General features: G+C 64.4%; 12 protein-coding genes. 9 read left to right on the top strand and 3 right to left on the bottom strand.

Going from position 1 to position 13,137, the window contains the following annotated elements:
- Positions 1 to 16 precede the first annotated feature (16 nt).
- The 8 genes from tilS (at position 17) to N3C64_RS05480 (ending at position 8,649) form a co-directional block, all read left to right on the top strand.
- Positions 17 to 1,255, top strand: coding sequence for a tRNA lysidine(34) synthetase TilS (gene tilS, locus N3C64_RS05515; RefSeq protein WP_260012639.1), 1,239 nt, complete (start codon positions 17 to 19; stop codon positions 1,253 to 1,255).
- A 77-nt stretch (positions 1,256 to 1,332) separates the two neighbouring features.
- Positions 1,333 to 3,234 carry an ATP-dependent zinc metalloprotease FtsH gene (gene ftsH, locus N3C64_RS05510; protein WP_218628788.1) on the top strand — a complete coding sequence of 634 codons (1,902 nt, stop codon included), beginning with the start codon at positions 1,333 to 1,335 and terminating at the stop codon, positions 3,232 to 3,234.
- Between the two features lie 60 nt (positions 3,235 to 3,294).
- Positions 3,295 to 4,095 (top strand): methyltransferase domain-containing protein, encoded by an 801-nt coding sequence (locus N3C64_RS05505; RefSeq protein WP_260012635.1) that lies wholly within the window; start codon positions 3,295 to 3,297, stop codon positions 4,093 to 4,095.
- The gene (locus N3C64_RS05500; protein ID WP_260012632.1) at positions 4,095 to 4,682 is read left to right on the top strand and encodes an MOSC domain-containing protein; all 588 of its coding nucleotides are present in this window, start codon (positions 4,095 to 4,097) and stop codon (positions 4,680 to 4,682) included. Before N3C64_RS05505 ends, N3C64_RS05500 begins: the two co-directional genes overlap by 1 nt.
- 107 nt (positions 4,683 to 4,789) lie before the next feature.
- Positions 4,790 to 6,457, top strand: coding sequence for a formate--tetrahydrofolate ligase (locus tag N3C64_RS05495; RefSeq protein WP_260012629.1), 1,668 nt, complete (start codon positions 4,790 to 4,792; stop codon positions 6,455 to 6,457).
- A gap of 63 nt (positions 6,458 to 6,520) precedes the next feature.
- Positions 6,521 to 6,826: a chorismate mutase gene (locus N3C64_RS05490; RefSeq protein WP_218628784.1), complete on the top strand. Its 306-nt coding sequence runs from the start codon at positions 6,521 to 6,523 to the stop codon at positions 6,824 to 6,826.
- On the top strand, positions 6,823 to 7,713 hold the full coding sequence (gene folD / locus N3C64_RS05485) for a bifunctional methylenetetrahydrofolate dehydrogenase/methenyltetrahydrofolate cyclohydrolase FolD (protein WP_260012626.1): 891 nt from the start codon (positions 6,823 to 6,825) through the stop codon (positions 7,711 to 7,713). Before N3C64_RS05490 ends, folD begins: the two co-directional genes overlap by 4 nt.
- Before the next feature lie 243 nt (positions 7,714 to 7,956).
- Positions 7,957 to 8,649, top strand: a complete 693-nt coding sequence (locus tag N3C64_RS05480) for a LytTR family DNA-binding domain-containing protein (protein ID WP_260012624.1) — start codon at positions 7,957 to 7,959, stop codon at positions 8,647 to 8,649.
- 2 nt (positions 8,650 to 8,651) lie between these two features.
- On the opposite strand, the gene N3C64_RS05475 is transcribed toward N3C64_RS05480, so the two are convergent.
- Entirely contained in the window at positions 8,652 to 9,962 is a 1,311-nt protein-coding gene (locus N3C64_RS05475) for a DUF8689 domain-containing protein (protein WP_218628781.1), read from the bottom strand.
- 139 nt (positions 9,963 to 10,101) lie between these two features.
- Between N3C64_RS05475 and N3C64_RS05470 the strand changes: the two genes are divergently transcribed.
- A complete protein-coding gene (locus tag N3C64_RS05470) occupies positions 10,102 to 11,793 on the top strand; it encodes a glycosyltransferase family 87 protein (RefSeq protein ID WP_260012621.1) in 1,692 nt (563 codons plus the stop codon).
- Here N3C64_RS05470 and N3C64_RS05465 read toward each other — a convergent pair.
- On the bottom strand, positions 11,779 to 12,282 hold the full coding sequence (locus N3C64_RS05465) for a prepilin peptidase (protein WP_218628779.1): 504 nt from the start codon (positions 12,280 to 12,282) through the stop codon (positions 11,779 to 11,781). The genes N3C64_RS05470 and N3C64_RS05465 overlap by 15 nt on opposite strands.
- Positions 12,283 to 12,286: 4 nt before the next feature.
- Positions 12,287 to 13,135: a tetratricopeptide repeat protein gene (locus tag N3C64_RS05460; RefSeq protein ID WP_260012618.1), complete on the bottom strand. Its 849-nt coding sequence runs from the start codon at positions 13,133 to 13,135 to the stop codon at positions 12,287 to 12,289.
- Positions 13,136 to 13,137: the final 2 nt, after the last annotated feature.

The raw sequence follows: 13,137 nt of genomic DNA, 5'->3' as shown, positions 1-13,137 counted from the left end.
AGTTGAGGCGGGGAAAATGACGCCCGAGGATGCCTGGCTCCATCAATGGGCGGATGCGGCGATCACGCCGCATCCGCGTTTTTCTGCCGACACGATCGGGGTTGCGGTCTCGGGCGGTTCGGATTCGATGGCGACATTGCTGCTGCTCGCAGACGCGCATCCGGTCGAAGCTGTCACCGTCGATCACGGATTGCGCCCCGAGGCGGCGGATGAGGCCCGCTTTGTCGCGCGGCTCTGCGCGGAACGGGGCATTCCCCATACGATCCTGAGCTGGCAGGGGCCGGAAGGCAGCGGAAACCTGATGGATCAGGCCCGGCGCGCCCGGTTTCAGCTGATTGGCGCTTGGGCGCAAACGCGCGGCATCGCGCAGGTGGCGCTTGGTCACACGCGCGACGATCAGGCCGAAACCTTCCTGATGCGGCTTGCGCGCGAGGCAGGATTGGAAGGGCTCTCGGGGATGCGCGCACGTTTCGAGGCCGAGGGTATCCTTTGGCTGCGCCCGTTCCTGCTGATCGGCAGGGACGATCTGCGAGGCTATCTGTCGCGTCAGGGGATCGGCTGGGTCGAGGATCCGAGCAATGAGAACGAGCGTTTCGACAGGGTGAAGGCGCGCAAGGCGTTGCGAGCACTGCGGCCTCTGGGGATCACCTCGGAGAAATTGAGCAATGTCGTGAGCCACCTCTCCGTGGCCGAGAGCGCGCTGGTTCTTGAGGTGCACGACTATGCGCGCCGCCATGTGGCCGAGGTGGGCGGCGATCTGCTGATCGCGGCCGAACCGTTCCGGCGCGCTCCGCACGAAATCCAACGACGCCTGATCGTGGCGGCGCTGAGATGGGTCTCGGGGGCGGATTACGCGCCGCGCGCCCGGAAGGTTGCGGATTTCCTGATCGACTGGCGCGAGCGCCCCGACCGCACCCTGCACGGCTGCCGCATCCGGGTCAGCGATGCCGAGATCCTTATCACGCGCGAGGCGCGGGCCGTAGCCGGGCTGCGCGTTCCGGTCGGCACTCCATGGGACCGCTGGCGGCTTGAGGGACCCGCCGCCGAGGGGCAGGAGATCGCCGCCCTTGGCGCGCAGGGGCTGAAACTCTGTCCGAACTGGCGCGAAAGCGGCCTGCCGCGCGTCTCGCTTCTGGCCTCGCCCGCTGTCTGGCAGGGCGAGAGGCTGGTTTCAGCGCCACTTGCGGGGCTTGAGAGTGGCTGGAAAGCGCGGATTGTCTGCGGCTCTTTCCACTCTTCGCTATTCAGGCGTTGAACCTGCCCGCGTAATCCCTATTTTCATCGCAACGGCTTCGGGCTTGCCCGCGGCCTGAATAACTTTGGAGGTCCCCCTTGGGCAACGCGCGCAATCTCGCCTTCTGGGCAGTGCTGTTCCTGCTGATCCTGGCACTGTTCAATCTGTTTGGCGATGGCCAGAGCACGATGAACTCTAAGCAGGTCGCCTATTCCGACTTCATTGCGCAGGTCGAGAAGGGCGATGTGAAGAGCGTTCAGATCGACGGCGAGGATGTGCGCTACCAGATCGGTGACGGATCGGCCTTTACCACCGTCAAGCCGTTCGCGGACGAGATCGCCGAGCGCCTGATCGACAAGGGCATCCAGGTGCGCGTCGTCAAGCAGGAGCAATCGGGCTTCATGTCGCTTCTGGGCGTGTGGCTGCCCTTCATCGTGCTGATCGGCGTGTGGGTCTTCTTCATGAACCGCATGCAGGGCGGCGGCAAGGGCGGCGCCATGGGCTTTGGCAAGTCGAAAGCGAAGCTGCTGACCGAAAAGCAGGGCCGCGTGACCTTTGACGATGTGGCCGGCATCGACGAGGCCAAGGAAGAGCTTGAGGAGATCGTCGAGTTCCTGCGCAACCCGCAGAAATTCAGCCGTCTCGGCGGCAAGATCCCGAAGGGCGCGCTGCTGGTCGGCCCGCCCGGCACGGGTAAGACGCTGCTTGCGCGCGCCATCGCGGGCGAGGCGGGCGTGCCCTTCTTCACCATCTCGGGTTCGGATTTCGTCGAGATGTTCGTCGGCGTGGGCGCATCCCGTGTGCGCGACATGTTCGAGCAAGCCAAGAAAAACGCGCCCTGTATCGTCTTCATCGACGAAATCGACGCCGTTGGCCGTGCCCGTGGTGTCGGCATCGGCGGCGGCAATGACGAGCGCGAACAGACGCTGAACCAGCTTCTGGTCGAGATGGACGGTTTCGAGGCGAACGAAGGGATCATCATCGTTGCGGCCACCAACCGCAAGGACGTGCTGGATCCGGCGCTGCTACGCCCGGGCCGCTTCGACCGTCAGATCCACGTGCCGAACCCCGATATCAAGGGGCGCGAAAAGATCCTCTCGGTTCATGCCCGCAAGGTTCCGACCGGGCCGGACGTTGATCTGCGCGTGATCGCACGCGGTACGCCGGGCTTCTCGGGGGCGGATCTGGCCAACCTGGTGAACGAGGCCGCGCTGATGGCCGCGCGCATCGGGCGCCGCTTCGTGACGATGGAAGATTTCGAGAACGCCAAGGACAAGGTGATGCTGGGGGTCGAGCGGCGCTCGATGGTGCTGACGCCCGAGCAGAAGGAAATGACCGCCTATCACGAGGCCGGTCACGCCGTGGTCGGCATGAAGCTGCCCAAGTGCGATCCGGTCTACAAGGCCACGATTATCCCGCGCGGTCAGGCGCTTGGCATGGTCGTGTCGCTGCCCGAGATGGACAAGCTGAACTACCATAAGGACGAGGCCAAGCAGAAGATCGCCATGACCATGGCGGGCAAGGCGGCCGAGATCCTGAAATGGGGCGAGGATCACGTGTCGAACGGCCCGGCGGGCGACATCATGCAGGCTTCGGCCATTGCCCGCGCCATGGTGATGCGGTGGGGCATGTCCGACAAGGTCGGCAATATCGACTACTCCGAGGCGCATGAGGGCTATTCTGGCAATACCGGCGGCTTCTCGGTCTCTACCAAGACCAAGGAGCTGATCGAGGACGAGGTGCGCGGCCTGATTGAAGAGGGTTATCAGGAGGCGCGCCGCATCCTTGAGGACAACATCGACGAATGGGAGCGTCTAGCACAGGGCCTGCTCGAATATGAGACCCTGACCGGCGATGAGATCAAGAAGGTCATGGCCGGCGAGGCGATCCACGGCGACGATGACGACGACACGCCGACGGGCAGCCTGCCTTCGGTGACCGCCGTTCCCAAGACCAAGCCCGCCAAGGGCGGCGATACGGCACCTGAGCCCTCGGTCTGAGGGTGGCATTCGCCGGGGGCGCAAGGCGCGGCCCCGGCGCTTACGTTTCTGGGGGCAGAGATGGCCAAGGCAATCGCAGGCCGGAAGGATGGGGACTGGAACCCCGAGTTCTACGCGCGCTATCGCGGGCTACGCCTGCGGCCCGCGCTCGATCTGCTGGCGCGGGTGGGGGATCTGCCCAAGGGCAAGGTGGTTGACCTCGGTTGCGGCGCGGGCGCTGCGGGCCCCGCACTGGCCGCGCGTTTCGCCGACCGCAAGATCGTCGGCGTGGACAACTCGCCCGCGATGCTGTCCGAGGCGGCGGCAACGGGCGCCTACAAGCGTTGCGATCTGGCCGATGCCGCACAGTGGGCGCCCAAGAAGCCCGCCGCACTGATCTTTTCAAACGCGCTTTTGCACTGGCTGCCCGATCACGACGCGCTGTTCCCGCGTTTGGCCGGGTTCCTGGCGCCCGGCGGTGTGCTGGCGGTGCAGATGCCACGGCAATACGGCGCGCCCTCGCATCGCTTCTTGCGGGAATTCGCGCAGGAAATGTTCCCTGACCGCTTCGACTTTACCGGCTGGATCGCCCCGGTGGCAGAGCCTGCGCATTACGCGCGGCTGCTGGCCCCTCTGGGAACGGTCGATGTCTGGCAGACCGACTATATCCAGCGCCTCGATCCGCTGCCTGATGCCCATGCGGTTCGCCGCTTCACCGAAGCCACCGCGATGCGCCCCTATATCGAGAAGCTGTCCGAGGCCGAACTGGCGGCCTTCACCCTGCGCTACGAGGCTGCGCTGGAAGCGGCCTATCCCGCCGAGCCCGACGGCTCGGTCCTGTTCCCGTTCCGGCGGGTTTTCCTTACGTTGAGAATTTCCTGATGCCTGCCCTGCGCCCAACCCATTTCAGCGGTGAGATTGTCTTTCTTGGCCAGGTCGAGCCCGGCCACGGGCTTGCCTCGACGCCGGTCGAGAAACTGGTTCTGGGCTTCGACGGCGCCGAGGGCGAGAAGCATTCGGGCCTGACGCGGTCGAGCTGTTCGCGCGTGCTGGACCTGCACCCGAGGGGCACCGAGATCGCCAATACCCGCCAGTTGACCGTCCTGTCGGATGAGGAACTGGCCGAGACGGCATTTGCCCTGCATATCCCGCGCCTTGCGCCCGAATGGGTCGGTGCCTCAATCGTACTGCGCGGCTTGCCAGACCTGACACATCTGCCGCCCTCGTCGCGCCTGCAAGGGCCGGACGGGGCGACGTTGGTCGTCGAGATGGAAAACCTTGCCTGCGTGCTTCCCGGCAAGGTGCTGGAGCACCACCACCCTGGCAAGGGCGCGCGCTACAAGCCTGCGGCCAGCGGGCGGCGCGGGATCGTGACCTGGGTCGAGCGCCCCGGCGTTCTGACTCTGGGCGATACGCTGCGCCTCTTCGTGCCTGCGCAAAGGCGCTGGTCCGAAGAGGATAATCTCTGATCAGGGACGAAAGCGGCACGGGCGTCCATTCCAGCCATTGGAATGTCGATTCTGGGCTTTTCCCCGATTTTCCCGCCGTTAAGCTGGCGCGGGAAGAGGAGAAGCAGATGCAGAGCGACATCGAAATTGCGCGCGCCGCGCAGAAACGCCCGATCCCCGAGATCGGCGCGAAACTGGGGATTCCGGCCGAGGCACTGATCCCCTATGGCCGCGACAAGGCCAAGGTGGATGCGGCATTCATCGCGGGCCTCTCCGAGCGCCCGATGGGCAAGCTGATCCTTGTCACCGCGATCAACCCGACGCCTGCGGGCGAGGGTAAGACCACGACCACGGTCGGCTTGGGCGATGCGCTGTCGCGGATCGGTCAGCGCGCGGCGATCTGTATCCGCGAGGCCTCGCTTGGTCCGAACTTCGGCATGAAGGGTGGGGCTGCAGGCGGCGGCTATGCGCAGATCGTGCCGATGGAGGACATGAACCTCCATTTCACGGGCGATTTTCATGCGATTACGGCGGCACATAACCTGCTCGCCGCGATGATCGACAACCACATCTACTGGGGCAATAGCCTTGAGATCGACGAGCGCCGCGTGACCTGGAAACGGGTCATGGACATGAACGACCGCGCGCTGCGCGATGTCGTCGTGGGGCTTGGCGGCGTGTCGAACGGCTTCCTGCGCCAGACCGGGTTTGACATCACCGTGGCTTCCGAGGTCATGGCCTGCCTGTGCCTGTCGCGCGATCTCGAAGATCTGCAAGAGCGCCTTGGCCGCATGGTTGTGGCCTATCGCCGCGACCGCAGCCCGATCACCTGCCGCGATATCGGCGCGGACGGGGCGATGGTGGTGCTGCTCAAGGAGGCGATGCAGCCCAACCTCGTGCAGACGCTCGAACACACGCCCGCCTTCGTGCATGGCGGGCCGTTCGCCAATATCGCGCATGGCTGCAACTCGGTCATGGCAACCTCGACGGCGCTGCGGCTGGCGGACTACGTGGTGACCGAGGCCGGCTTCGGCGCCGATCTGGGGGCCGAGAAGTTCTTTGACATCAAGTGCCGCAAGGCCGGGCTGACGCCTGCGGCGGCGGTCATCGTGGCCACGATCCGTGCGCTGAAGATGAATGGCGGCATCACCAAGGATAACCTCGGCGCGGAGAACGTGGTCGCCGTGACCAAGGGCTGTGCCAACCTTGGTCGCCATATCGCCAATACCAAGGGCTTCGGTGTGCCGGTCGTGGTGGCGATCAACCATTTCTCGACCGATACCGCCGCCGAGATCGAGGCCGTGCGCGCCTATGTCGCGGGGCAGGGCTGCGAGGCGATCGAGTGTCGCCATTGGGCCGAGGGAGGCGCCGGGGCCGAGGATCTGGCGCGCAAGGTCGTGCAGATGGCCGAGGGCGGGAGCGCCTTCGCGCCGCTGTACCCCGAGGACATGAGCCTGTGGGACAAGATCGACACGATCGCGCGCCGCATCTACCACGCTGGCGATGTGATCGCCGACAAGGCGGTGCGCGACCAGTTGCGCCAGTGGGAGGCCGCAGGCCACGGTAAGCTACCGATCTGCATGGCCAAGACGCAATACTCGTTCAGTTCGGACCCGGCGCTGCGCGGTGCGCCCTCGGGGCATACGCTGCCCATCCGCGAGGTGCGCCTGTCGGCGGGCGCGGGGTTCGTGGTGGTGATCTGCGGCGAGATCATGACGATGCCGGGCCTTCCACGCCATCCGGCAGCAGAGAACATCCGGCTGAATGCGGAAGGGGAGATCGAGGGCCTCTTCTGAGGCGCGGGGTTGAGGCGGGCGGCGCGCTGCGCTAGGGAGCATGTGACCCAAGCGGAGGCACCCATGAAAGAGCCCGCAACACTCAGCACGATGGAAGAACTGCGCGTCGAGATCGACGCGCTGGACCGGCAACTGATTGCGTTGCTGGCGCATCGCACACGGCTTGTGGCCCGCGCGGCCGAGATCAAGCAGGTGGTGGGTTTGCCCGCACGAATCCCGGAGCGGGTCGAGGACGTAGTGGCCAAGGTGCGGGCGCGCGCTGCCGAGGCCGGTGTCGATGATGGGCTGGCGGAACGGCTCTGGCGCGACATGATCGAGCATTTCATCGCGCAGGAAGAACGGGTTCTGGGAAAAGGGGACGGGCAATGAGTGCCACGATCATCGACGGGAAGGCCTTTGCGGCGGGCGTGCGCGCGCAGGTGGCAGAGCAGGTTGCGCGGCTGAAAGAGGTTCACGGGATTACGCCGGGCCTCGCGGTGGTTCTGGTGGGCGAAGACCCGGCCTCCGAGGTCTATGTGCGCAACAAGGGCAAGCAGACCGTCGAGGTCGGCATGAACAGCTTCGAGCACAAGCTGCCTGCCGAGACCTCCGAGGAAGAGCTGCTGGCGCTGATCGACCGTCTGAACAAGAGCCCGGCGGTGCATGGCATCCTCGTGCAACTGCCGCTGCCGGGGCATCTGAACTCGGACCTGGTGATCAATTCGATCGACCCGGCCAAGGACGTGGACGGCTTCCACATCTCGAACGTCGGGCTCCTCGGCACGGGCCAAAAGGCCATGGTGCCCTGCACGCCGCTTGGCTGTCTGATGATGCTGCGCGATCACCTCGGCAGCCTCTCGGGGCTGAACGCGGTTGTCGTGGGGCGCTCGAACATCGTCGGCAAGCCGATGGCGCAACTGCTTCTGGGCGACAGCTGCACGGTGACCATCGCGCATAGCCGCACCAAGGATCTGGCGGCGGTGTGCCGCAGCGCCGATATCCTTGTGGCCGCAGTGGGCCGCCCCGAGATGATCCCCGGTGACTGGGTCAAGCCCGGTGCGACGGTGATCGACGTGGGCATCAACCGCATCGAGCGCGACGGCAAGACCAAGCTTGTGGGCGATGTCGATTTCGCCAGCGCGGCGTCTGTCGCCGGTGCGATCACCCCGGTTCCGGGTGGCGTCGGGCCGATGACCATCGCCTGCCTGCTGGCCAATACGCTCACCGCCTGCTGCCGTGCCAATGGCTTGCCCGAGCCCGAGGGCTTGACCGTCTGATCAAAAACGTGTCTGCGCGGGTGTGCGGGAAGCCACAGCGCGCAGAAAATATCTCGACAATCGTAGGTTGACCTCACGTTTGCCGCTTTGCGGCATTGCACGAAAATCTCGGGTTGGTTAGCAAGCCACAGTGTGTCGTGCAGTTTGGGTCGGGTTATGACCTCGTGGATGTTTTCTTATAAGAGAGCGCTCTGCTCCCCGGCTTTTCCGGTGGCTTGGGCCGCGCTTTCGATTTTCTTGGTGGTGAGCGGTCCTTTCGGGACCGGGGCTGCGCTATCGCTTGGCGCACGCGCCGTTTTCTGGCCGCTCATTGTTGGCGTCGGCATCCTGGTTGGCGTGGCGATACGGCTTTACGTGACGCGGGCCATGGGGATCCGCGCGGTCTGGCGCGTGGCGCTGAATATTGCGGGCCTGGCGACACTGGTTCTGAGCCCGCTGGCCTGGGCCTTGCAATCGTGGCTGACGGATGCGCCCGGTGCCGCTCCGCAACAGCCCGCGCTGATCGCGCTCTATGTCTTCGTCGCCTCGCTGACCACGACCGCGCTGCGCCATGCCTTCCGTGTGCGCCCAAAGCGCAGGGCCGTCTTCGCACCGCAGCCGGAACCTCCGGCCGAACCGCCGCGCCTCCTGCAACGTCTCGCGCCTGAACAGCATGCGCCCATTCTGCGGATGCAGGTCCGTGATCACTATGTTGATGTTGTCACCGAGGCGGGCACGCACAGCCTTCTCATGCGATTTGCCGACGCCATCAGCGAACTGGAGGAAGCCGATGGTTTGCGGGTGCATCGCTCGCACTGGGTGTCGGGGGGCGCTGTCTCGGGTCTGAGGCGTGACAAGGGGCGCTTGCGCCTTGTCACGCAGGATGGGGCAGAGGTGCCGGTCTCGAAAACCTATCAGGACGATGTGATCGCGCGCTGGGGCGACGCCGCCGAATAGGCTTAGTGGACGATCGCTTCCTCGCGCACGAACATGTTCGACCAGGCACGGTCGATCAACTCGGGCGTCATCTGATAGGGGATGCCCTCGAACTCGCAGATCGAGATCATCTGATCGACCAGGAAGACCGGCTGATAGTTCGCATAGATATTGTCGATCGTCGGGTATTTCACCTTCAGCAGGTGTAGAAGCGCGTTCTCGTCCAGCGGCATGCGCTTCTTCTTCGCCACCAGCGAGAAGATCTTGAGGAAGTCGGCCTGGTTCGGCCCGTCGATCTTGATCTTGAAGAAGATCCGGCGCAGCGCGGCCTTGTCGAAGATCTCGTTGGGGTGGAAGTTGGTCGAGAAGATCACGAGCGTGTCGAAGGGCACCTCAAACTTCTCGCCCGATTGCAGCGCAAGGATGTCGCGGCTTTCTTCCAGCGGCACGATCCAGCGGTTGACCAGCTTCTGCGGCGGCTCGGCTTGACGGCCAAGGTCGTCCACGATGAAGACCCCGCCCGAGGATTTCAGCTGCAAGGGTGCGGTATAGGTGCGCGCCGTGGGGTTGTAGGTCAGGTCGAGCATGTCGAGCGACAGTTCGCCCCCGGTGATCACGGTCGGGCGGTCGCACAGCACGTAGCGCGTGTCGAACCGGTTCGAAGAACGGCGCAGCGAGTTCGGGTCTTCCACCGACTCGGTCGCGGCGGCATGAACGATCGGGTCATAGACGGTGATCACCTGGCCCGCGTATTCGATGGCGCGCGGGATGTAGATCTTGTCGCCAAGCGCGTCGCGAATACCGTTCGAGATCGAGGATTTCCCGTTGCCGGGCGGGCCATACATCAGGATCGAGCGCCCCGAGGAGACCGCCGGGCCAAGCTGGTCGATCAGTGTCGGCGGCAGGATCAGGTGCCCCATGGCGCCGGTCAGCTGATCGCGCGTCAGTTGGATATTTCGGATCGACTGGCGCTTGACCTGTTCGCGATACATATCGAGCGGGACGGGCAGGGCGCCGTAGTATTCCGACTGCGACAGCGCGTCGAGCGCGCGCGCCTTGCCCGAGTCGGTCAGCTGGAAGCCCATCTCATTGCCCGAGTTGGCGTGGAGCGTGCCTGTAGCCTCGACCAGCCGCTGGCTGCGGCACATGTCGATCAGTTCCTGCGTCAGCGTCGGCGGCAGGCAGATCTGGCGCGAGATCAGCGTGACCGTATCGGTATTGGTGCGGAACATCGTCTTGAGCAGCATGTCGCGCATCATGACCGGGTTCAGCCCGGTCTCCTGCAGCGATTTGGGCGGCACAGGGGCTACGACATTCGAAGCCATCATATTCATTCGCGTCTCCGTCTGCTGCGGTCCTGACTTTGCCGCTCAGCGGCCCCATCGAGGGCGCAATTGTCCCCTATTGGGATTCACTCGGGCAGGATGCGCGGTTAATGTGGCTAAAAATGGGAAAAAACGCGGAGAGGCTGGGATGTCGGGTGTGAAACAGGCGTCGCTGAAGCGGCTGGCACTGGTCGTGGGTGCGGTGGCGCTGATGCTGGCGGTCCTGCCTTTCGTGAAGGGCGCTCTGGTGCTGCGGATGCATGAGGGTGACGCGCTCCACCTAAGCGACATTGTGCTGCGCATGGCGATGCAAGGGCAGGTGCCGCACCTCGATTTCATGACGCCCATCGGCATTCTGGCGGTCTGGCCCATTGCCTTATTCGCAAAGCTTGACCTTGGGCTGGGGCACGCTTTCTTTGCCGCTCAGGCGCTGGTTGCCGCGCTGTTGTTCGGACCCGTGCTGTGGGTAGCGCGCTCACGCTTTCCGGGTCATTTCGCGCTGCTCTATGCCGTCTATATTATGCTCTTGTGCCTTACGTTGGTCCATGCCGAGGCGAAGGTACTGACTTCGGTTTCCATGCATTACAACCGTTGGGCCTGGGCACTGGCCTATGTCGCGCTGCCGCTGGCGATTATGAATCCTCTCGGGCGGAGCCGCCCGCTGCTTGAAGGTGCGCTGATCGGCCTGGCGTTGGCGGGGCTGGTGTTGATCAAGGTGACTTATTTCGTCGCCCTTCTTCCGGCGATCCTTGTCGGCCTTGTCATGCGCCGCGCCTGGGGTTCGCTGTTCGCGGGGGCCATCGCGGGGCTGCTGGTGGCGGCATTTGTGACGCTCGCCTATGGCGCCGATTTCTGGCTGGCCTATATGCGCGATCTTCTGGCCGTTGCGACGTCGGAAACGCGCTCGCAGCCGGGTCTGTCTTTCCAGGAAAACGCCACGGCTCCGCCCTATCTTCTGGGGAGCCTTGCCGCGCTCGGGCTGGTGGTGCTGCTGCGGCAGTCGGGCCGCATGACCGAGGGGCTGGCGATGCTGCTGCTGCTTCCCGGTGCGATCTACATCACCTACCAGAACTGGGGCAACGATCCGCAATGGCTGGTGCTCGCGGGCGTCATGGCCTTCGCCTTGCGCCCGAGCGATGAGCGCAAGAACGCCCTCGGCTGGCCGTTGGGGGGGGCATTGGCGATCTGCGGGGTGGTCTTGCTCAGTCTCGCGTCGCCCTCGGCCTTTAACCTGCTGCACAGCCCCATCGCCGCGTTCAAGGCCAAACCGCATGGGGAGTTGCCGATGGTGCGCAAGCGCAGCGTCGATGACGATCTGCTGGTTGAGCCCGATCGCCTCATCGGTGTGCGGCTGGCCATTCGGGGCGACGCGCCCGGGCAACCCTACGAGGCCTATGCCGAGATGGCGAAGGCAAAACCCGAGCCGGACGAGGAGGGCGAGGACAAGAAGGACGACGAGCCTGCTTTGCTGAACGGAGAGGAGCTACCCTCCTGTGAGGTCAATTCGGGCCATTATGCGGTGTTCGACCTGATGGCCAAGGATCTGACGGAGGCGGGCTATGCGGGGCAGTCGATCCTGGTCGGGGATCTGTTCACTTCGCTCTGGCTCTTTGGCGATTTCAAGCCGGTCGAGGGGGCGGCGCCCTGGTATTACTCGGGCACGCCGGGGGTGGCCGCGGCCGATCGTATCGTTTTGCTGCAATGCGCCTTCGCGCGAGATCGGCGCAATGCGATGATCAAGGCACTGGCCAAGGAAGGCTGGCAGCTTGAAGAAGAGCGCCGCACCGAAACCTACATCGTGCTGCGCCCGATCAAGGGCCAACCCTCAAGCGACGGCTGAGACCAGCGCGAGATAGGCCCAGAGCGTCCCGGCTAGCGCCAGACCCAAAGGGAAATCCTTGCGCGTCCAGCTGACCCAGTCGGGCGCCATGGCGCGTATGGCCGGGATTGCGCGCATCAGGCGGTGCGTGGTGAAGGCCGCAAGCAGAAAGGCCGCCAGCAGGAAGATCATCAGTTGAATATGCGTCGGTGCGGATGAAAAGAACGGCGCGGCGGCGGCGGCGAATTTCGCGTCACCTGCCCCGAAATGCGCGATCATGTTCAGCACGAAGCCGATTGCCAGCACCACGACGAAATGCACCCAACGCCAGGCCCATTCGTCGAGCGGCAGCACGAAGGGGCCGACCACGGCGAAGACCGCCAGAAGGGCGGCGACCGATGTGTTGCGGATTTTCATGTATTTCAGGTCGGTATAGCAGACCCATGCGCAGATCGGCGTGACCGCGATCAGCAGGACAAGCGCCGCCGCGCCTGGGCTGAGGCCGAGCATCCGCTTACCCCTTCGCGTCGAGCGCGGCGAGCGCGCGGGCTGCCTCGTCGAAATGCTGCGGATGGGTGTCGATCGCGTCTTGCAACAGGCCCTTGCCGATGGTGACATCGCCCTGCTTGATCGCCGAAAGCGCGGCCGTATAGAGCAGCTGAGCGCGCTCCGTCTGAGTCATCTGGATGACGGGCATCTCATATTTGCGCTGCGCCGCGCGGGCGAGAACCAGGTTGTTCTTGGTGGTGAAGTTGCCCGGGTCATAGGTCAGCGCCTCGGCGAACAGGCGCTCTGCCTCTTTCGTGTCGCCGCGCGTCAGCTTCGAGAAGCCCCAGTTATTCAGGACACCTGAAGGTTTCGTCGTCAGGCCCGCAGCGATGTCATAGAAGGTATCGGCCTTTTTCCAATCCTTCTTCGAGTCCGCCACCATCGCCTCAAGCTTGTAGCGATCGAAGGTCTCATGCGTTGGCGGGATCGAGTTCAGCGAGGCCTCGGCCTCTTTCCACTGACCCGCGCGGATCTGCGCATCGGCCATGTCGACCTTGTCATCCAGGGTCGAGTCAGGCATCGCCACGACATCGGCCCAGACCTTGGTCGCCTCGGTATGGCGTCCCGCGCGCACGAGCGACTTCGCAAGGCCCCGGCGCAGGTCGATCCGATCGGGGTTCTCAAGCGAGGAGCGTTGGAAATAGGCCACGGCCTCTTTCGGGTCGCCGACGGTCAGCATGATGTCCGACAGGTTCGCACCGTCGATGGCGTTGACACTTTTCAGCGCCTCTTCGACCTCATCGTCATTGTTGTTCGAGCAGGCAGAGAGTGCGACGAGCCCCACAAAGGCAGCGCAGATAATCGGGTGGCGCATAT

Source organism: Sedimentimonas flavescens, assembly GCF_025154035.1.
GTDB classification, from domain to species: domain Bacteria; phylum Pseudomonadota; class Alphaproteobacteria; order Rhodobacterales; family Rhodobacteraceae; genus Rhodobacter; species Rhodobacter flavescens.
This window is presented reverse-complemented; position numbering and strand designations above follow the sequence as displayed.